Below are 19305 nucleotides of genomic sequence, written 5' to 3' on the forward strand. Positions count from 1 at the left end.
CCCCGGCTCACGGCTGCCCGCCCACCACGATCCGGGCCACCGCGCGCAACGCGACCGACCCGGCCCGGAAGTACCCGTCGTGCTCGGCGTCCCCGGCGTCGAACACCCGCGCGCCGAACCCCGGCGCCACCGGGTCGACCCCGTGCCCCAGGTCCCCCAACCGCACCCCGGGCACCCACCGCACCCAGTCCCGGCTCCCCCGCGCCGCCCACACCCGGGTCCCGCCGAACTCGCCCACCGACCCCGCGCGCACCCCCGGCGACCCGAGGAGCACCAGGTCCTCCACCGGCGGCCGGGCCAGCCCGCACACCACCGACCCGTAGCTGTGGCACACCACGTGCACCCGCCCCGGCAGCGCGCGCACGTAGGCGTCCAGCGCCCGCGCACCCTCCCGCGCCAACCGCCCGGCCGCCGCGTCCACGCCGAGCCCGGACGGCGTCCGGTACCCCAGCCAGGCCACCACCGCCACGTCCGCGCGCCCGACCTCCGCGTGCAACGCGCGCGCCGCCCGCCCGACCGTCGCGCCGAACCGACGACCGTCCACATCGGACCCCGGCACCACCACGACCACGTGCGCGGCCCGCGCCAGATCCCCCACCACCTCGACCCGCGGGGAGAACGCGGCAGCCGTCCCACCGGGCGTCGCGAGCACCAGCGACGCCGTCAACAGAGCGATCCTCTTGAGCACGCCCCGGAAGCTAGGGAGGCGACCCGCCCCGGATCGTCACCCCGCCGTACCGTCCCCCGGGCCCTACCGGGGTACCACGAGCCCGGACTCGTAGGCCGCGATCACCGCCTGCGCCCGGTCCCGCAGGCCGAGCTTCGTCAGCACCCGGCTCACGTGCGTCTTCACCGTCTGCTCGGCCAGCACCAGGTGCCCGGCGATCTCGCCGTTGGACAGCCCCTGCGCGACCAGCCGCAGCACCTCGGTCTCCCGCTCGGTGAGCACGTCCAGCGCCGCCGGCCGGACCGCCCGCACCGGCCGCGACCGGACGAAGTCCTCGATCAGCCGCTTGGTCACCGACGGCGCCAGCAGCGCCTCGCCGCGCGCCACCACCCGCACCGCCGCCAGCAGGTCGCCCGCCGGGGCGTGCTTGAGCAGGAACCCGCTGGCCCCGGCCCGCAGCGCCTCGTAGACGTAGTCGTCCAGGTCGAACGTGGTCAGCACGAGCACCCTGACCGGGTCGTCGGCCAGCAGCCGGGTCGCGGTCAGGCCGTCCGTGCCGGGCATCCGGATGTCCATGAGCACCACGTCCGGCGCCAGCCGCCGGGCCAGCGCCACCGCCTCGGCGCCGTCGCCCGCCGACCCCACCACCTCGATGTCCGGCTGGGCGTCCAGCAGGGCCGAGAAGCCCTCGCGCACCATCTCCTGGTCGTCCGCGACCAGCACCTTGATCAACGCCACACCCCCGTCAGCCCCGCCCGGCGGGGATCACCGCCCGCACCTCGAACCCGCCGTCCCCGGTGGGCCCCGCGGTCACCTCGCCGCCGTGCACCGCCACCCGCTCGCGCATCCCCCGCAGGCCGTGCCCGCCACCGCCGCCGCGCGACGGCCCGCCCGCCGTGTTGCGCACGACGACCCGCAGCTCACCGCCCTCGAACCCGACCGAGACGGACGTCGACGAGCCGGGCGCGTGCCGCTCCGCGTTGGTCAGCGCCTCCTGGACGACGCGGTACGCGGTCAGCCCCACCGCACCGGGCACCTCGACGGCGGGCAGCTCGGCCCCGGCGTGCAGCGCGCGGATGTCGGCCAGCCCGGGCTGCGGCACCCGGTCGGCCCGCTGGTCCGCCGCCCGCAGCACGCCCAGCAGCCCCTGCATGTCGGTGATCGCCGCCCGGGCGTCCGCGCCCAGCTCGGTGAACTCCCGCAGGGCCGCCCCGGGCAGGCCGGCGATCCGGTAGGGCGCCGTCTCGCAGCGCACGACCACCTTCGACATGTGGTGCGCGACCACGTCGTGCATCTCGCGCGCGATGCGGGCCCGCTCCTCCAGCGCCGCCTTGGCGTCCCGCTCGGCGTGGAACCGCCGCTCGGCCCGCCCGCGCGCGCCGAACGCGTACCCGACCAGGAGCAGGAGCAGCAGCAGGGCGATCGTCGTGGGCGCCTCCCCCTGCGCCTCGACCCGGGCCAGCAGCAGGGCGAGCGCGGACACCGCGCCGGCGGTCAGCGCGCCCACGGTCAGCGCGACCCGCCCGGCGTGGACCATGCCGACGGCCACCAGCACCGGCAGGTACCAGCACCAGTGCCAGGCGTTGAGCAGCGAGCCTTCGGGTTCCTGCAACAGCCGCGCGACCACCAGGCCGGCCGTGGCGAGCCGCCACGCGCCCAGCGGGGAGTAGAGCAGGAGGGCGTAGCTGCCGGTGACCAGCCCGAACAACAGCGGCCACCACCCGTCCGGGTCGTCGTGCGCGACGTAGTCCGCACTGGCGTTGATCGCCACGACCAGGGCCCAGACCAGCAGCAACGCGCAGACGGGCCGGCGCAGGCGGGTGCCCTCGAAGATCCGCGTGCGGTCGCGGAGCAGCACGACCCGGAGGAAAGTGCGGACCATGCGGCTGATGCTAGGCGGAGCGGGTAACCGGGCACATGCACCCGTGGTGGGTCATACCGGAGTACCACGCCGGCCGACAAGGCGTTGCTTCAGCCGAACACCACCGGGTAGGCAATAGGCAAGAGCTGTGCACACCTACTCTCCCCCGGAAGATGGCCGCCGCATGCACCCCCAGCAAGATCCGGACCGCCGAGCACGGCTCCAGGCCGTGGCCGCCGAGGCCCTGGGCGCCGCCAAGGTCGGCGAGGACGCGGTCGCGGTCGACCTGGTCACCGGCTACCTCAGCGGCTCGCCCGAGGGCAACGAGGAGATCCGGGAGCTGGTGCTGCTGCTGTTCTCGGAGTGCAGCGAGATGGTGGCCGCGCTCGGCTCGGGCGGTGCGACGCCGGTGAAGATGCAGGTCTTCGACGAGGACGGGCAGGAGGTGCCGATCGACGACGCCGACCCGCCGGTCCGCACCGCGATCCGCACGCTGCTGGCCGAGGTGCACGGCGACCAGGAGGCGGCGGCGGAGCAGATCGAGATCGCGCTGGCCAACGGGCAGCCGCAGGAGCTGGCCACGGTGGTGCTCCAGGCGCTGCGGTGGACGGTGAAGCTGGCCGTGGAGTGCGAGGTGCGCGACCTGCCGGTGTCGGCCTGGATCGCCGCCGCGCTGGAGGAGTGACGGCTCGGGCGGGATGACCGCGCCGGCGGGGACGACTGCTCGGGGACGACCGCGCCGGCGGGGATGACCGCTCGGGGACGACTGCTCGTCGCCGCCTGGGCCGTGCCCTGCCTGCGCCTGTTTATCCATCACCGCTCACTTATCCATCACCGCCCGCCGCCTGCCCAGCGCCACCCGCCTACCCAGCACTGCCCGCCTACCCAGCACTGCCACCCGCCGCCCGGGCCCGCACCCTGCCTCTACCTGCTTATCCATCCCCCCGCTTATCCATCACCGCCCGCCGCCCCTAGCCACCCCCCGCCCACCACCCACCGCCCACCGCCCACCGCGCCCCACGCACCCCCCACCCCGCCCGTTCTGCCCCCACTTATCCCTTTTGCCCGCCCACCCACGCGAACCACCCCAGTAAGACCTCTTGACAAACCAAAATGGTCTAGACCAGTCTCCCCGGTGGGCGTGTTTCCCTGCCACCCCCACCGAGGAGGAGTTTCCTCATGTCACGACGACTGGGCGCGCTGCTCACAGCCGGCGCGCTCGCCCTAGGCTCCCTGGCGCTGTCCGCCGCGACCGCGACCGCGGCCCCCGGCCTCACCGCCACCTTCACCAAGACCCAGGACTGGGGCAGCGGCTTCGAGGCGAAGTTCACCGTCGCCAACGGCGGCCCCCAGGCCGTCACCTCCTGGCGGATCGAGTTCGACCTGCCCGCGGGCACCGCCGTCGGCGCCTACTGGGACGTGCTCATCACCCGCACCGGCGACCACTACGTCGCCACGAACCGCAACTACAACGGCAACGTCGGCGTCGGCGCGTCGGTGGCCTTCGGCTTCACCGGCACCGGCTCCGGCGCCCCGCTGAACTGCACGATCAACGGCGCCTCCTGCACCGGCGGCGGCTCGGGCGACACCGTCGCCCCCAGCACCCCCGCCAACCTGCGCGTCACCGGCACCACGGCCAACAGCGTCTCGCTGGCCTGGAACGCCTCCACCGACAACGTGGGCGTGACCGCCTACGACGTCCACCAGGGCACCGGCGTCGCCACCACGGTCAGCGGCACCACCGCCACCGTGACCGGCCTAGCCCCGAGCACCGCCTACACCTTCACCGTGCGGGCCAAGGACGCCGCGGGCAACGCCTCGGGCCCGTCCAACCAGGTGTCCGCGACCACGCAGCCCGGCCAGCAGCAGCCCGGCGGCCGCGGCGCGCCGTACCTGTTCCTCGGCTGGGGCAACCCGCCCGCGCCGCAGACCGTCATGGCCGCCACCGGGGTCAAGTGGTTCACCATGGCGTTCGTGCTGTCCTCGGGCGGCTGCAACCCCGCGTGGGACGGCACCCGGCCGCTGACCGGCGGCATCGACCAGCAGGCCATCAACCAGATCCGCGCGGCCGGCGGTGACGTCGTGCCGTCGTTCGGCGGCTGGAGCGGCAACAAGCTCGGCCCGAACTGCTCGACCCCGCAAGCGCTTGCGGGCGCGTACCAGCAGGTCATCAACGCCTACGGGCTCAAGGCCATCGACATCGACATCGAGAACACCGACGAGTTCGAGAACGCGACCGTCCAGGACCGCATCCTGGAGGCCCTCAAGATCGTCAAGCAGAACAACCCGGGCCTGCAGACCATCGTCACCTTCGGCACCACGACCAGCGGCCCGAACTCCTACGGCAACCGGCTGATCGAGCGGGCCGCGGCGATCGGCGCGAACATCGACGTGTTCACCATCATGCCGTTCGACTTCGGCAGCTCCACCATCGCCACCGACACCATCAACGCCACCACCGGCCTGAAGAACAAGCTCAAGGCCACCTTCGGCTGGACCGACGCGCAGGCGTTCGCGCACACCGGCATCTCCGGCATGAACGGCCTGTCGGACCAGCGCGAGGTGACCACGACCCAGGCGTGGACCCAGATCCGCGACTGGGCCAGGACCAGCGGCCTGGGTCGGTTCTCCTTCTGGGCGGTCAACCGGGACCGCGGCGGCTGCGACGGCCAGGTGTCGTCCACCTGCTCGGGCATCGCGCAGCCGGACTGGGAGTTCACCCGCATCACCGCCGGGTTCTAGGTCAGCAGCTCCTCCACCAGCTTGGCCACCTGGTCGACCTCGATGAGGAAGCCGTCGTGGCCGTGCGGTGAGTGGATCACGCGGAGGTCGTCGGCACCGGGGACGGCGGCGGCGACCTCCGCCTGCGCGCGCAGCGGGTAGAGCCGGTCGGAGTCGATGCCCGCCACGATCGTGCGCGCGGTGATCCGACCCAGCGCCGCCCGCACGCCACCCCGGTCCCGGCCCACGTCGTGGCCGTTCATGGCCCGGGTCAGCACCACGTAGCTCTCCGGGTCGAACCGGCGGAGCAGCTTCTCGGCGTGGTGGTCCAGGTAGGACTCGACGGCGTACCGCCCGTCCGGCTGCACCTCCCGCCCGAACCTCGCGTCCAGCTCGGGCTCGCTGCGGTAGCTCAGGTGCGCGATCCGCCGCGCCACGCCCAGCCCGCGCACCGGGTCCAGCGCGATGGCGTGCAGCTGCGCCGAGGCCAGCGCGATGTTCTCCGCCGACGACGCCGCGGGCGCGGCGAGCACCAGCAGCGACCGCACCCGCTCCGGCCGCGACACCGCCCACTCCAGCGCCCGCATCCCGCCCATCGACCCGCCCAGCACCGCGGCCCACGCGTCGATGCCGAGGTGGTCGGCCAGCAGCGCCTCGGCCGCCACCTGGTCGCGCACGGTGATGTCCGGGAACCGCGCGCCCCACGGCCTGCCGTCCGGCGCGGTCGCCCACGGCCCGGTGGTGCCCTGGCAGCCGCCCAGCACGTTCGGCGCGACCACGAACCACCGCTCCGGGTCCAGCGCGCGGCCGGGCCCGACCAGGCCGTCCCACCAGCCCGGCGTGGGGTGCCCCGGTTCGACCCCGCCCGCCACGTGGCTGTCGCCGGTGAGCGCGTGCAGCACGAGCACCGCGTTCGAGCGGTCCTCGTTCAGCTCGCCCCACGTCTCGTAGGCGACCGACAGCGGCAGGCCGGGCGAGGCGCCCGGGTCGGGCAGGGCACCGCGGAACCAGCGCCGCCGCCCGTGGGGATCCCCCTCCCGCCACCCGCCGGTGGCGGGAGGGGTCTTCCCGACAGTGGTCCCGGGGGTCACAGCACCGACTTGGCGGCGCGGAACCCGGCCTCCAGGTCGGCCTTCAGGTCCTCCACGCCCTCCAGGCCGACGGACAGCCGGATCAGGCCCGGCGTGACGCCCGTGACGACCTGCTCGTCCGCGGTGAGCTGGCTGTGCGTGGTGCTCGCCGGGTGGATCACCAGGCTGCGGACGTCGCCGATGTTCGCCAGCTGGCTGAACAGCTCCAGGCCGTCGACGAAGGCCCTGCCCGCCTCGACGCCGCCGTGCAGCTCGAACGACACGATGCCGCCCTGGCCGTTCGGGAGGTACTTCCGCGCCAGGTGGTGCCACGGGCTGGACTCCAGGCCCGCGTAGTGCACCTTCTCCACCTCGTCGCGCCCCTCCAGCCAGCGGGCCAGCTCCAGCGCGTTGGCCGAGTGCCGCTCCAGGCGCAGCGACAGCGTCTCGATGCCCTGCAGCACCAGGAAGCTGTTCAGCGGCGCGATGGCGGCGCCGGTGTCGCGCAGGCCCTGCACGCGCAGCTTGGCGGCGAACGCGCCGTGGCCGAGCGCGGGCCAGTACTGGAGGCCGTGGTAGCTGGGGTCGGGCTCGTTGAAGTCCGGGAACCTCCCGGCGTCGGAGAACTCGAACTTCCCGCCGTCCACGACCACGCCCGCGATCGCGGTGCCGTGGCCGCCGAGGTACTTGGTGGCGGAGTGGATCACGATGTCCGCGCCGTGCTCCAGCGGGCGCAGCAGGTACGGCGTGGGCACGGTGTTGTCCACGACCAGCGGCACGCCGGCCGCGTGCGCGACCTCGGCCACGCCCTCGACGTCGAGCACGTTGCTGCGCGGGTTGGCCAGCGACTCGGCGAAGAACGCCTTGGTGTTGGGCCGCACCGCGGCGCGCCACGCGTCGAGGTCGTCGGGGTCGTCCACGAAGGACACCTCGATGCCCAGCTTGGGCAGGGTGTAGTGGAACAGGTTGTAGGTGCCGCCGTAGAGGGAGGCGCTGGAGACGAGGTGGTCGCCGGCGCGGGCGAGGTTGAGCACGGTCGCGGTCTCGGCGGCCTGCCCGGAGGCGAACGCCACCGCCGCCACGCCGCCCTCCAGCGCGGCGACCCGCTGTTCGAGCACGTCCTGGGTGGGGTTGTTGATGCGGGTGTAGATGTTGCCCGGCTCCGCGAGGCTGAACAGCGCCGCGCCGTGCGCGGTGTCGCGGAAGACGAACGAGGTGGTCTGGTAGATCGGCGTGGCCCGGGCGCCGGTGGCGGGGTCGGGCGCGGCGCCGGAGTGGACCTGCTTGGTGTCGAACGACCAGGACATGCTGGGGCTCCTGTCTGGCTGGGGGGAGGAGAAGGGCACGCCGAAGGGGGGACGGCAGTGCTGGAACGAGGTGGATCAGCCGATGCGACAGGCCATGCTGGTGACCCGCACGTAATCGACGTGCCGTCGGGCCACCAGCAGACTCATGTGGCTGAAAGTAGCGTTGGGTGAGCATCGACGACAGGGCGTCCACGTCCTGGGACGCCTAGGGTTCGGCCCATGCGCACCGCACTGATCGGCTACGGGCTCGGCGGAGCCGCGTTCCACGCCCCGTTCATCGACACCACGCCCGGCCTCCGGCTGGCGGCCGTGGTCACCGGCAACCCGGAGCGGCGGGCCGAGGTGGGGGCCCGCTACCCCGGGGCGGACCTGATCGCGTCACCGGAGGAGCTGTGGGCGCGGGCCGACGAGTTCGACCTGGCCGTGGTGACCACGCCGAACCGCCTGCACGCCGAGCACGCCCGCGCCGCGCTGGAGCACGGCCTGAACGCCGTGGTGGACAAGCCGTTCGCCGGTTCGGCCGCGGTGGCGCGCGGGCTGGCCGACCTGGCCGCGTCCCGGGGGCTGCTGCTCGCGCCGTTCCACAACCGGCGGTGGGACGGCGACTTCCGCACGGTGTCGCGGCTGGTCGGCGACGGCGAGCTGGGCCGGGTGCACCGGTTCGAGTCGCGGTTCGAGCGGTGGCGGCCGGAGGTCAGGGACTCGTGGAAGGAGTCCGGCGACCCGGCGGACCTGGGCAGCATCGTGTTCGACCTGGGCACGCACCTGGTGGACCAGGCCATCGCCCTGTTCGGCCGGCCCACCTCGGTGTACGCGGAGGTGCGGGTGCTGCGGCCGGGCGCGAAGGCCGACGACGACGCGTTCCTGGCGCTGACCCACGCCGGCGGGGTGGTGTCGCACCTGTGGGCGTCGGCGCTGGCGGCCTCGCCCGGGCCGCGGTTCCGGGTGCTGGGCGACCGGTCGGCGTTCGTGAAGTCCGGGATGGACCCGCAGGAGGAGGCGCTGAAGGCGGGCGCGGTGCCCGGCGGTCCCGGCTGGGGCGAGGACGCGGAGGAGCGGTGGGGCCTGCTGGGCTCGACGCCCGTGCGCACCGAACCCGGCGCCTACCAGGAGTTCTACGCGGCCGTCGCGGCGGGCGCCGCCCCGGTGCCGGTGGCCGACGCGGTGGCCGGGCTGGAGGTGCTGGAGGCCGCGTTCGAGTCGGCGCGGACGGGGGCGGTCATCTCGCTTGCCCACTAAGTCTCTTAGTCACTAAGATTCTTGTATGACGAATGAGCGTGTGCGGGTGTTGGTCGTCGGCACCGGGCTGGGCGGCGCGTCCGCGGCCCTGTTCCTGGCGCGGCAGGGGGTTCGGGTGCTCGCGGTGTCCAAGCACCGCGGCACCTCGCCGCACCCCAAGGCAACCGGGCAGGTCCAGCGGACCATGGAGCTGCTGCGGCAGGGCGGGGTCGCCGACGAGGTGCGCGCCGGCGGTGCGGGGCACGACGCCGGGCTGATCATCAAGGTCGCGGAGAGCCTGCGCGGCCGGGTGTTCCACACCGTCGTGTCGCAGGGCGACGAGCTGGACACCCCGCTGAGCCCCGAGCGGCACGGCATGGCGAGCCAGGACCAGGTCGAGCCGATCCTCGTGCGCCGGGCCCGGGAACTGGGCGCGGACGTGCGGTTCCGGACCGAGCTGGTCTCCTTCCGGCAGGACGACGACGGGGTGACCGCCCGGCTGCTGGACCGGGAGTCCGGGCGGACCTACGAGGTGCGGGCGGACTACCTGGTCGGCGCCGACGGGCACCGCAGCCGCGTGCGCGAGGCGCTGGGCGTCGAGCGCGACGGCCGCGGCACGCTCTCCCGCCACCTCGGCATCGTGTTCGAGGCGGACCTGAGCGACCACATCGTCCCCGGCGCGATCACCCTGTACTACTTCCAGAACCCGGCCTTCACCGGCGCGTTCGTGGCCACCAACACGGCGCGGCGCAACGTGTTCACCGTGGAGCTGGACCCCGCCCGCGAGTCGGCCGCGGACTACCCGCCGCAGCGGTGCGCGGAGCTGCTGCGCGTCGCCACGGACGTGCCGGACCTGGAGCCGGAGATCCTGGAGACCACCGAGTGGGAGATGGCCGCCTGGCTGAGCCGGCGCTTCCGCGTCGGCCGGGTCTTCCTGGTCGGCGACGCGGCCAAGGTGACCCCGCCGACCGGCGGCCTGGGCGGCAACACCGCCGTCGGCGACGGCTACGACCTCGCCTGGAAGCTCGCCGCCGTGCTGCGCGGCGAGGCCGGCGACGGCCTGCTGGACAGCTACGAGGCCGAGCGGCGCCCGTACGCGCGGCTGGTGGTCGACGGCTCGTTCGCCAACTACGTGCAGCGCTTCGCACCGCACCTGGCCGGCCCGGACGTGCCCGCGCCGGTCGACCAGCACGAGCTGACCCTGGGCTACCGCTGCCGCTCCACCGCGGTCGTCATCGAGGACGACGACCCGGCCCCCATGGAGGACCCGAACCGGCCCAGCGGCCGGGCCGGGTTCCGCGCCCCGCACGTCCAGGTCGAGCACGGCGGCAAGACCGGGTCCACCCTGGACCTGTTCGGCGACTGGGTGCTGCTCGCGCTCGACCCGGCCTGGCGCGCCGCGCCCGTCGACGTGCCCGAGCTGGCCGACCCGACCGGCGAGCTGGCCCGGCGGTACGGCACCGGCCCGCGCGGCGCGGCGCTGGTGCGCCCGGACGGCGTGATCGCCTGGCGGACCACCGAGCTGCCCGCCGACCCGGCCGCGACGGTCAGCGCGGTGCTGGACCGGGTCCTGGACCGGGCTCCGGCTCGCTGACGCCCCGGCGCGCGGTCTCCCCGATCGCCAGCAGGCACAGGGCGCTGACCAGCGCGCCACCCACCAGGTACAGCGAGATCGGCCACGAGTCGTGCGTCGGCGTGGCCCCCAGCAGCCACGTCGCCACGACCGGGGACAGCCCGCCGCCGAGCACGGCGCCCAGCTGGTAGCTCAGCGCCACCCCGCTGTAGCGCACGCGCGTGCCGAACAGCTCGGCGTAGTAGGCGGGCATCGGCCCGAAGATCGCCGCCCCACCGGCCATCGCCGCCACCACCGCCAGCACGACCAGGCCCGTCGACCGGGTCTCCAGCAGCCGGAAGAACGGGAAGGCGAACGCGCCGAGGAACACCGCGCCGCCCAGCATCACCGGCAGCCGCCCGACCCGGTCGGCCAGCCGCGCGAACACCAGGATCGCCGCGGCCTGCGCGCAGGAGCCCAGCAGGCCCGCGTTGAGCAGCGTCGAGCGCGGCATGCCGAGCTGCCGGGTGCCGTAGGACACCGCGAAGGTGACCACGACGAAGATGAACATGTTGAACCCCAGGTTCACCCCGGCGCCCAGCAGCACCCGCCGCCACGAGTCGCGCAGCACCGCGACGACCGGCAGCCGCACCGCGCCCGCCCGGTCCCGCGCCTCGCGGAACACCGGGCTCTCCTCCACCGACAGCCGCAGGTACAGGCCGACGCCCACCAGCACGAGGCTGAGCAGGAACGGCACCCGCCAGCCCCAGTCCGGGAACGCGTCGCCGGACACCGCGGTCGACGCCGCCATCGCGCCGTTGGCCAGCAGCAGGCCGATCGGCGAGCCGAGGAACGTCCAGCTGCCGTACCAGGCGGTCCGCCCCGGCGGGGCGTGCTCGACCGCCATCAGGGTCGCGCCGCCCTGCTCGCCGCCGAGGAAGAAGCCCTGCGCGAGCCGCAGGAGCACCAGCAGCAGCGGGGCGGCCAGCCCGATCGACGAGTAGCCCGGCAGCAGGCCGATCAGCGCCGTGCACAGGCCGGTGGCGGTCAGCGTCAGCACGAGCATCGAGCGCCGGCCGACGCGGTCGCCGAAGTGGCCGATCACCGCGGCGCCGAGCGGGCGGGCCAGGAAGCCCGCGCCGAAGGTGGCGAACGCCAGCAGCGTGCCGATCCTCGGGTCGAAGGACGGGAAGAACAGCTCGTCGAACACCAGCGCGGACGCGGTGCCGTAGAGGAGGAAGTCGTAGAGCTCCACCGCGTTCCCGGCCGAAGCGGCCAGCGCCACCCTGCGCACCCCGGAAGCCATCCACCCACCCTGGCCCGGCGGGCGCGATCACGACCTTGACAGTGAGCCAGCTCACAGACAACATCCGACGCGTCTCTGCCTACTCGCCAGTAGTGAGGTTGACGATGCCCTTACGCCCGCCCGCTCGACCGGCAGCACCGACCCGGCTCACGGCGCTCACCCGACACGCAGCGCTCACCCGGCTCACGGCGCTCACCAGACGCGCGGCGTTCACCCGACGCGCAGCGCTCACCCGGCTCACGGCGCTCGCCTGGCTTACGGCGCTCACCCGACGAGCAGCGCTCGCCCGACGCGCAGCGCTCACCAGACGCGCGGCGCTCACCAGACGCGCGGCGCTCACCAGACGCGCAGCGCTCGCCTTGGCCGCAGCCCTCGTCCTGACCACGGCATCGCCGGCTTCGGTGACCGCCTCCCCCGAGCCCCGGGACTACGTCGCCCTGGGCGACTCCTTCGCCTCCGGCCCCCTCATCCCCTTCCAGCGCACCGACCCGCTGGGCTGCTTCCGCTCCACCCGCAACTACGCCGCCCTGGTCGCCGCGGACCTCGGCGCCCGGCTCACCGACGTCACCTGCGGCGGCGCCACCACCCGGCACCTGACCGAGCCGCAGGACGTCCTGCTCGGCCCCAACCCGCCCCAGCTCGACGCGCTGCGCCCGGGCACCGACCTGGTCACCGTGACCATCGGCGGCAACGACGTCGGCTTCGGCGAGATCATCACGAACTGCGCCCAGGACAGCCTGCTCGACCCCCTGGGCAACCCCTGCACCCGCCGCTACACCGCCAACGGCACCGACGAGCTGGCCGCGCGCGTCGAGGCCCTGGGCCCGAAGCTGGCCGCCGTGCTCCAGGGCATCCGGCAGCGCGCCCCGGGAGCGCACGTCGTCGTGGTCGGCTACCTGCGCATCCTGCCGCCCGCGCACGGCTGCTGGCCGCTGGTGCCGATCTCGGTGGGCGACGTGCCGTACCTGGACGCCACCGAGCGCCGGCTCAACGCGGAGCTGGGCGCGCGGGCCGCCGAGGCGGGCGCGGCGTTCGTCGACCCCTACCCGTCGGGGCTCGGCCGGGACGTGTGCCAACTCCCGGGCGTGAAGTGGGTCGAGGGCCTGGTGCCGACCGCGCCCGCCGCCCCCGTGCACCCGAACGCCGCCGGCATGCGCGCGGTCGCGGACCTGATCACCGCGAGCCTGGGGCAGGACCACACTTTCCGGTGAGATGACTGGAGGGAGTGGTGCGGTGGGCCCATGGTGGGCACATGGCACCACTCCCCCTCCTCGCGGCCATCGCCGCGCTGGTACCCGGTTTCGTCGTCCCCGAGTCGAGCTTCGTGCTGAGCACGACGCGGGCCGGGGCGCTCCAGATCGTCAACCTCACCTGCGAGCCCGCCGGGGGCCTGCACCCCAGGGCGGACGAGACGTGCCTGGCGCTGTCCGGGGCGGACGGCCAGGTGGGCGACCTGCCGCCCGGCGAGGCCGTCTGCACGCTGGAGTACGCACCGGTCCGGGTCAAGGCCAGCGGCCGGTGGCGCGGCGAGCGGCGCACGTTCGAGGCCGAGTTCCCCAACGCCTGCGTCATGCGCGCGCAGACCGGACCGGTCTTCGACTTCTGAGCACCGCGGGACCGCCCGGGCGAAGAGCCCGGGAGGGGGCCGCGACACCGCCGCCGAAGTCGTGGCCCCCTCCGCGGGTTTGCCGAGGTCGTCGGACCTCTTGGCAGTGACGTTAGGGAGTAGGTAGCACCACCGTCAACGAAGTTCACATCGGTGAAACCCGCCGGGGCGGTGGGGTTCGCCGATTTCCGTCACGCAGCGGTGGCCCGCCTGCTCCACCCGAGTGATCGGACCTCTTCCGCACGAGCGCTGCGTCTCAACCGTCCCGATCTATCCTCCGCGCGATGCGTTTGGGGGATGACGATGGGTGACTTCCTGCTCTACGCGGTCGGCGTTCCGGTGACGTTCCTGTTGCTGGTCACCGGCATGGCGCTGGGGGCGCGGCGCCTGCTGGGGCTGCGCGTCGGCCTGCTGCGCACCGCGCTGGCGTGCCTGCTGGGCCTGACCTCCAGCGAGGCGGTGCTGAGCGGGGTCCCCGGCCCCGACACCGCGCCCGCGCTGGCCAGCGTCCAGTTCGGGATCTGGGTGCTGACCATGGTCGCGCTGCTCGCCGCGGCCGAGGTCGTGGCGCCCACCGGCACGGTGCCGCCGCCCACCGAGTGGTGGCGCGCGGTGCGCCGGCGGGTGGTGCGCACCCGCCGGTACTCGCGGATCACCGCGATCGCCTTCCGCCACGGCCTCGGGCCGTACCTGCGCGGGCGGGAGCGCACCGACACCCGGCTGGCCCGCTCGCTGCGGCTGGCGCTGGAGGAGGCCGGGGTCACCTTCGTCAAGCTCGGCCAGGTGCTGTCCACGCGGCCCGACCTGCTGCCGCCCGAGGTGGTCGAGGAGCTGGCCCGGTTGCAGGACGAGGTGCCCGCCGCGCCGTGGCCGCGGGTGCGGGAGGTGCTGGTGGCCGAGCTGGGGCGGGCGCCGGAGGAGGTGTTCGCCGAGTTCGACGAGGAGCCGATCGCCGCCGCGTCCGTGGCGCAGGTGCACCGGGCCCGGCTGCGCTCCGGCGCCGAGGTCGTGGTGAAGGTGCAGCGGCCGGACGTGCGGCGGGTGGCCGAGGGCGACCTGGACATCGTGGCCAGGCTCGCCGAGGCGCTGCACGTGCGGACGCGGTGGGGCCGGGCGATCGGCGTGCGCGACCTGGCCGCCGGGTTCGCCGCCGCGCTGCGCGAGGAGCTGGACTTCCGGGTGGAGGCGCGCAACCTCGCGGCGGTGCGCGCGGCGTCGGCCGGCACCGACGTGGTGCTGCCCGCCGCGCACGAGGACCTGTGCACTTCACGCGTGCTGGTGATGGAACGGCTCGACGGTGTGCCGATCCGGACGGCCGCCCCCGCGGACCGCGAGGCCCTGGCGCGGTCGCTGCTCGACGCGCTGCTGCGCCAGGTGCTGGTCGACGGCGTCTTCCACGCCGACCCCCACCCCGGCAACGTCCTGCTGCTGCGCGACGGCAGGCTGGGCCTGCTCGACTTCGGTTCGGTCGGCCGGATCGACGCCCAGCTGCGGGCGGCGCTGGGCAAGCTGCTGCTCGCCGTCGACCGCGGCGACCCGGCGGGCATGCGCGACGCGCTGCTGGAGCTGGTCTCGCGGCCCGACGGGATCGACGAGCAGCGGCTGGAACGCGCCCTGGGCCGGTTCACGGCGCGGCACCTGGGCGCGGGCGCCCGACCGGGCGCGGAGATGTTCGGCGACCTGTTCGGGCTCGTCCACCGGTACGGCCTGGGCATCCCGCCGGAGATCGCCGCGGTGTTCCGGGCGCTGGGCACCGCCGAGGGCACGCTGGCCGCGCTCTCGCCCGGCTTCGACGTCGTGGTCGAGTCCCGGGCGTTCGCCGAGAAGCGGTTCAGCGACCACCTGACCCCCGACTCGCTGCGGCGGGCGGTGACCGAGGAGCTGCACGCCGCGCTGCCCGTGCTGCGCCGGCTGCCGAGGCGGCTGGAGCGGATCACCGGCGCCCTGGAGCAGGGGCGGCTGGGCGTCAACCTGCGGCTGTTCGCCGACGAGCGGGACCGCCTGTTCGTGGTGTCCCTGCTGCACCAGGCCATGCTCACCGTCCTCGGCGCCACGGCCGGCGTGATGGCGGTGCTGCTGCTGGGCGCGGACGGCGGCCCGCGGGTGGGCGCGGACCTGCCGCTGTTCCACGTGCTCGGCTACAACCTGCTGGTGATCAGCGTCCTGCTCGGGCTGCGGGTGGTGGTGGCGGTGTTCCGCCCGCGCGGTTGACCGGCTCGGGGACCGCTGCCAACCTGGCCGCATGGGGGTACCGAGGTGGACCTGGGCCGTGCCGCTGCTGTTCTACGGCGTGGCGTCGTTGTCGGCCGTGCCGCTGTACCAGCCGGGCGCGGCAGAGCTCGAACCGAACGTGCTGGCGGTGCTGGGGACGAGCGAGCACCTGAGGAACCCGGAAGCGGTGGGCGCGTACTGGTTCGGAGTGCTGGCGGCCGGGGCGTTCCTGGCGGAGTGGTGCCAGTGGCGGGCCCGCGTGCACGACACCCGCCCGGTGGTGATCGCGCTCGGCCTGGGCGCCGTGCCGGTGGTCGCCGCCTTCGACCGCCCGGCACCCCAGTGGGCCACCAGCGCGGGGGTCGCGCTGCTGGCGCTGGCGGTCGTGGCGTGGCGGCGCGGGACACTGGTGGGGACGCACCTGGCGACGGGTGCCGGCATCGCGGTGCTGGTGTGGGCGCACCCCGTGGTCGGCCAGTTCGTCGTGCTGGGCGCGGGCCTGTTCGCCTACTCGACCGGGGTGCGGGACAACGCCCTGCGCACGACCGTGGGCGCGTTCGCGGTGGCGGTGTGCCTGTCGGCGACGTTCACCCCGGTCGGCACGGGTTCGGCGTGGGCGTTGGCCAGCCCGGTCCTGCTGCCGGGCGCGGTGCTGGTGATCGGCGGCCTGGTCGGCCTGCGGCCTGCCGTACGGCAGGAGCGGGTCGCGGTTACGTAGCCTCGGGGCATGGACATCCACGACATCCCGGTGCGCACGCTGTCCGGCGAGCCGACCACCCTGGGCGCCCTGGCCGGCAAGGCGCTGCTGGTGGTGAACGTCGCGTCGAAGTGCGGCCTGACGCCGCAGTACAAGGGCTTGGAGCGACTGCACGAGCGGTACGCGGAGCAGGGCTTCTCGGTCGTCGGGTTCCCGTGCAACCAGTTCGCGGGCCAGGAGCCGGGGACCGCGGAGGAGATCGCGACGTTCTGCTCGACCACTTACGGGGTGACCTTCCCGCTGTACGAGAAGATCGAGGTCAACGGCGACGGGCGGCACCCGCTGTACGAGCAGCTGACCGCCGTCCCCGACGCCGCGGGTGAGGCGGGGGACGTGCAGTGGAACTTCGAGAAGTTCCTGCTGTCCCCGGCGGGTGCCGTGGTCGCCCGCTTCCGCCCGGCCACCGACCCGGAGGCCGACGAGGTGGTGCGGGCGGTCGAAGCGGTGCTGCCGGGCTGATTCCCGAGGACACCGACGGCCCCTCGGCTCTCCTGGAGCCGAGGGGCCGTCCCCGCGCGTGGGAAGAGCACCACACCGAGCCGGACTGAACAACGGAAGCGGAGCGATGGTCGGCACACCGCGCCACTCGGTCAGCGTCGCCGGGATCGTGGTCGACGAGTCGGGACGAGTCCTGGTCATCCGCCGCCGCGACAACGGACACTGGGAGCCGCCCGGCGGAGTGCTGGAGTTGGACGAGACCCCCGAGGAAGGCGTCCGTCGCGAAGTCCTCGAAGAGACCGGCACCTCAGTCGAGGTCACTCACCTGACCGGCGTCTACAAGAACATGCGGCGCGGCGTCGTGGCACTGGTCTACCGCTGCGTCCCGCTGACCATTCCTACTCAGGCCACAGCCGAGGCGACCGAGGTCCGCTGGATGACGCTGGACGAAGTGCGCCGAGCCATGTCCCCCGCCTACGCGGTGCGCGTCACCGACGCTTTCGAACCACACCCGCGCACCCGCGCCCACGACGGCACCGACCTCCTGCCGTGACCGCTGCCGGGTCCAGCCCCGGCAGCGGTCCTCAACCCCTCGGGCTCAACACTCGATCACGTTCACCGCCAACCCACCGCGCGCCGTCTCCTTGTACTTGTCCTTCATGTCCCGCCCGGTCTCCCGCATGGTCTTGATGACCTTGTCCAAGGACACGAAGTGCGACCCGTCCCCCCGCAAAGCCATCCGAGCCGCCGTGATCGCCTTGATCGACGCCAGCGCGTTCCGCTCGATGCAGGGAATCTGCACCAACCCCCCAATGGGGTCGCAGGTCAGCCCGAGGTTGTGCTCCATGGCGATCTCGGCCGCGTTCTCCACCTGCTCCGGCGTCCCACCGAGCACCTCGGCCAACCCGCCGGCCGCCATCGAACAGGCCGAACCCACCTCGCCCTGGCAGCCGACCTCGGCACCGGAGATCGACGCGTTCTCCTTGAACAGCACGCCGATCGCGCCCGCCGTCAGCAGGAACCGCACGACGCCCTCGTCCGAGGCACCCGGCACGAACCGCGCGTAGTAGTGCAGCACCGCGGGCACGATGCCGGCCGCGCCGTTGGTCGGGGCGGTCACCACGCGGCCGCCCGCGGCGTTCTCCTCGTTGACGGCCAGGGCGAACAGCGTCACCCAGTCCATCACCCGCAGCGGGTCGGTGGCGTAGTGCTCGGCCGCCAGCCTGCCCCGCATCTCCGCGGCCCGCCGCCGGACCTTCAGGCCACCCGGCAGCACGCCGGTCTCCGTGCACCCCCGCTCCACGCAGTCCTGCATGACCTGCCAGATGTGCAGCAGGCCCGACCGCACCTCGGCCTCGTCCCGCCACGACCGCTCGTTGGCCAGCATCACCCCGCTGATCGGCAGCCCCGTCTCGCGGGTCCGCGCCAGCAGCTCGTCACCGGTCCGGAACGGGTGCGCGACCGGCGTCCGGTCCTCCTTGATCCGGTCCGCGCCGGTGGCCGTCTCGTCGACCACGAACCCGCCGCCGACCGAGTAGTACACCGCCGAGTCCACCACCTCGGCCCCCGCGTACGCGGTGAAGCTCATGCCGTTGGGGTGCAGGGGCAGCGACTTGCGGCGGTGCATGACCAGGTCGCCGTCCTCCGCGAAGGCGATCTCGCGCACCCCGCCCAGCCGCAGCCGGCCCGACGCCCGGACCTCGGCCACCCTCGCCTCGGCCGTCGACGGGTCGACCTCCTCCGGCCGGTGCCCCTCCAGGCCGAGCAGCACCGCCTTCGGGCTGCCGTGGCCGTGGCCGGTGGCGCCGAGCGAGCCGAACAGCTCCACCCGCACCCGGTCGACCGACGCGAGCACCGGCTCCAGCCGGGTCACGAACATCGCGGCCGCGCGCATCGGGCCGACCGTGTGCGAGCTCGACGGCCCGATCCCCACGGAGAACAGGTCGAACACGCTGATGGCCACGTCAGCCCTCGATCAGTTCCGCGTACTTCGCCGCGGTCAGCAACCCGGTGGCCTCCTCGACGGCCACCTTGAACAGCCAGCCCCGCCCGTACGGGTCGTTGTTGATCAGCGACGGGTCGGCGACCACGGCCGGGTTGACCTCGACGACCTCGCCGGTGACCGGCGCGTACAGCTCGCTGACCGACTTGGTCGACTCCAGCTCCCCGCACACCTCGCCGGAGGTCACCCGGGTGCCCACCACCGGCAGGTCCACGAACACGATGTCGCCCAGCGACCCCGCCGCGTACGCCGTGATGCCCACCGCCACCGGGTCCTGGGTGCCCGGCGCCCAGTCGACCCACTCGTGCTCGGGCGTGTACAGCAGCTTCTCCGGATTGGTCACGACAGCGCTCCCTGGGGTCTGGTCCTCGTAACCCCACTCTGTCCTGGTACCTGAGAGCTTCGCCGCGTCCCCGCCGGCCGAACCTTCGGGGACCACGACTTGCACCGTGGGTGCACGCCGGAACAACGCGTGCTTTCCAGAGTCGCCTCGCCCGAGCGGTTCTCGCTGCCTGAGAGTGTGCGGGGTGCTTGCTCCTTCGGCGCCCCGGTCGTGCCGAGGTCTCTCCCGCGCGGGTTCCGGCGCCTC

18 protein-coding genes and 1 riboswitch are annotated in these 19305 nt (G+C 73.9%); of the genes, 10 read left to right on the plus strand and 8 right to left on the minus strand.

Going from position 1 to position 19305, the window contains the following annotated elements:
* Positions 1 to 7 precede the first annotated feature (7 nt).
* The 3 genes from EKG83_RS41920 to EKG83_RS41930 form a co-directional block, all read right to left on the minus strand.
* Positions 8 to 688: an alpha/beta hydrolase gene (locus EKG83_RS41920; RefSeq protein ID WP_033434760.1), complete on the minus strand. Its 681-nt coding sequence runs from the start codon at positions 686 to 688 to the stop codon at positions 8 to 10.
* A 63-nt stretch (positions 689 to 751) separates the two neighbouring features.
* Positions 752 to 1399 (minus strand): response regulator, encoded by a 648-nt coding sequence (locus EKG83_RS41925; RefSeq protein WP_033434770.1) that lies wholly within the window; start codon positions 1397 to 1399, stop codon positions 752 to 754.
* A 13-nt stretch (positions 1400 to 1412) separates the two neighbouring features.
* Positions 1413 to 2549, minus strand: a complete 1137-nt coding sequence (locus tag EKG83_RS41930; protein ID WP_033434761.1) for a sensor histidine kinase — start codon at positions 2547 to 2549, stop codon at positions 1413 to 1415.
* Between the two features lie 163 nt (positions 2550 to 2712).
* Here EKG83_RS41930 and EKG83_RS41935 point away from each other — a divergent pair, with 163 nt between their 5' ends.
* Positions 2713 to 3213, plus strand: coding sequence for a hypothetical protein (locus tag EKG83_RS41935; protein ID WP_033434762.1), 501 nt, complete (start codon positions 2713 to 2715; stop codon positions 3211 to 3213).
* Between the two features lie 494 nt (positions 3214 to 3707).
* Positions 3708 to 5270: a cellulose binding domain-containing protein gene (locus EKG83_RS41940; RefSeq protein ID WP_051767062.1), complete on the plus strand. Its 1563-nt coding sequence runs from the start codon at positions 3708 to 3710 to the stop codon at positions 5268 to 5270.
* Here EKG83_RS41940 and metX read toward each other — a convergent pair.
* Positions 5267 to 6340 carry a homoserine O-acetyltransferase MetX gene (metX, locus tag EKG83_RS48800; protein WP_033435839.1) on the minus strand — a complete coding sequence of 358 codons (1074 nt, stop codon included), beginning with the start codon at positions 6338 to 6340 and terminating at the stop codon, positions 5267 to 5269. The two genes, EKG83_RS41940 and metX, sit on opposite strands and share 4 nt — an antisense overlap.
* Entirely contained in the window at positions 6337 to 7626 is a 1290-nt protein-coding gene (locus EKG83_RS48805; protein ID WP_033435840.1) for a bifunctional o-acetylhomoserine/o-acetylserine sulfhydrylase, read from the minus strand. The genes metX and EKG83_RS48805 overlap by 4 nt, the downstream gene beginning before the upstream one ends.
* Before the next feature lie 219 nt (positions 7627 to 7845).
* On the opposite strand from EKG83_RS48805, the gene EKG83_RS41955 reads away from it, so the two are divergent.
* Both EKG83_RS41955 and rdmE read left to right on the plus strand, forming a co-directional pair.
* Positions 7846 to 8865: a Gfo/Idh/MocA family protein gene (locus EKG83_RS41955; RefSeq protein WP_033435841.1), complete on the plus strand. Its 1020-nt coding sequence runs from the start codon at positions 7846 to 7848 to the stop codon at positions 8863 to 8865.
* Between the two features lie 25 nt (positions 8866 to 8890).
* Positions 8891 to 10438, plus strand: a complete 1548-nt coding sequence (gene rdmE / locus EKG83_RS41960; RefSeq protein WP_033435842.1) for an aklavinone 12-hydroxylase RdmE — start codon at positions 8891 to 8893, stop codon at positions 10436 to 10438.
* Here the strand turns inward: rdmE and EKG83_RS41965 are convergent.
* Positions 10392 to 11702: an MFS transporter gene (locus EKG83_RS41965; RefSeq protein WP_033435843.1), complete on the minus strand. Its 1311-nt coding sequence runs from the start codon at positions 11700 to 11702 to the stop codon at positions 10392 to 10394. The genes rdmE and EKG83_RS41965 overlap by 47 nt on opposite strands.
* 401 nt (positions 11703 to 12103) lie before the next feature.
* Between EKG83_RS41965 and EKG83_RS41970 the strand changes: the two genes are divergently transcribed.
* From EKG83_RS41970 to EKG83_RS41995, 6 genes are all read left to right on the plus strand, one after another.
* Positions 12104 to 12913, plus strand: a complete 810-nt coding sequence (locus EKG83_RS41970) for an SGNH/GDSL hydrolase family protein (protein ID WP_228122404.1) — start codon at positions 12104 to 12106, stop codon at positions 12911 to 12913.
* Between the two features lie 41 nt (positions 12914 to 12954).
* Complete coding sequence (locus tag EKG83_RS41975; RefSeq protein ID WP_033435845.1) at positions 12955 to 13308, plus strand: SSI family serine proteinase inhibitor; 354 nt, start codon at positions 12955 to 12957, stop codon at positions 13306 to 13308.
* Positions 13309 to 13611: 303 nt separating this feature from the next.
* Positions 13612 to 15519 carry an ABC1 kinase family protein gene (locus tag EKG83_RS41980; RefSeq protein WP_033435846.1) on the plus strand — a complete coding sequence of 636 codons (1908 nt, stop codon included), beginning with the start codon at positions 13612 to 13614 and terminating at the stop codon, positions 15517 to 15519.
* Positions 15520 to 15550: 31 nt separating this feature from the next.
* Positions 15551 to 16237, plus strand: coding sequence for a hypothetical protein (locus EKG83_RS41985; RefSeq protein WP_153278769.1), 687 nt, complete (start codon positions 15551 to 15553; stop codon positions 16235 to 16237).
* A 9-nt stretch (positions 16238 to 16246) separates the two neighbouring features.
* Positions 16247 to 16735 (plus strand): glutathione peroxidase, encoded by a 489-nt coding sequence (locus tag EKG83_RS41990; protein WP_033435848.1) that lies wholly within the window; start codon positions 16247 to 16249, stop codon positions 16733 to 16735.
* Between the two features lie 106 nt (positions 16736 to 16841).
* Positions 16842 to 17267: an NUDIX hydrolase gene (locus EKG83_RS41995; RefSeq protein ID WP_033435849.1), complete on the plus strand. Its 426-nt coding sequence runs from the start codon at positions 16842 to 16844 to the stop codon at positions 17265 to 17267.
* Between the two features lie 45 nt (positions 17268 to 17312).
* Here the strand turns inward: EKG83_RS41995 and EKG83_RS42000 are convergent, their stop codons facing one another.
* Both EKG83_RS42000 and gcvH read right to left on the minus strand, forming a co-directional pair.
* Positions 17313 to 18677, minus strand: a complete 1365-nt coding sequence (locus EKG83_RS42000; RefSeq protein ID WP_033435850.1) for an L-serine ammonia-lyase — start codon at positions 18675 to 18677, stop codon at positions 17313 to 17315.
* 1 nt (position 18678) lies between these two features.
* Positions 18679 to 19059 carry a glycine cleavage system protein GcvH gene (gene gcvH / locus EKG83_RS42005; RefSeq protein ID WP_033435851.1) on the minus strand — a complete coding sequence of 127 codons (381 nt, stop codon included), beginning with the start codon at positions 19057 to 19059 and terminating at the stop codon, positions 18679 to 18681.
* 146 nt (positions 19060 to 19205) lie between these two features.
* A riboswitch (glycine riboswitch) is annotated at positions 19206 to 19297 on the minus strand.
* Positions 19298 to 19305: the final 8 nt, after the last annotated feature.

Source organism: Saccharothrix syringae, assembly GCF_009498035.1.
Classification (GTDB): domain Bacteria; phylum Actinomycetota; class Actinomycetes; order Mycobacteriales; family Pseudonocardiaceae; genus Actinosynnema; species Actinosynnema syringae.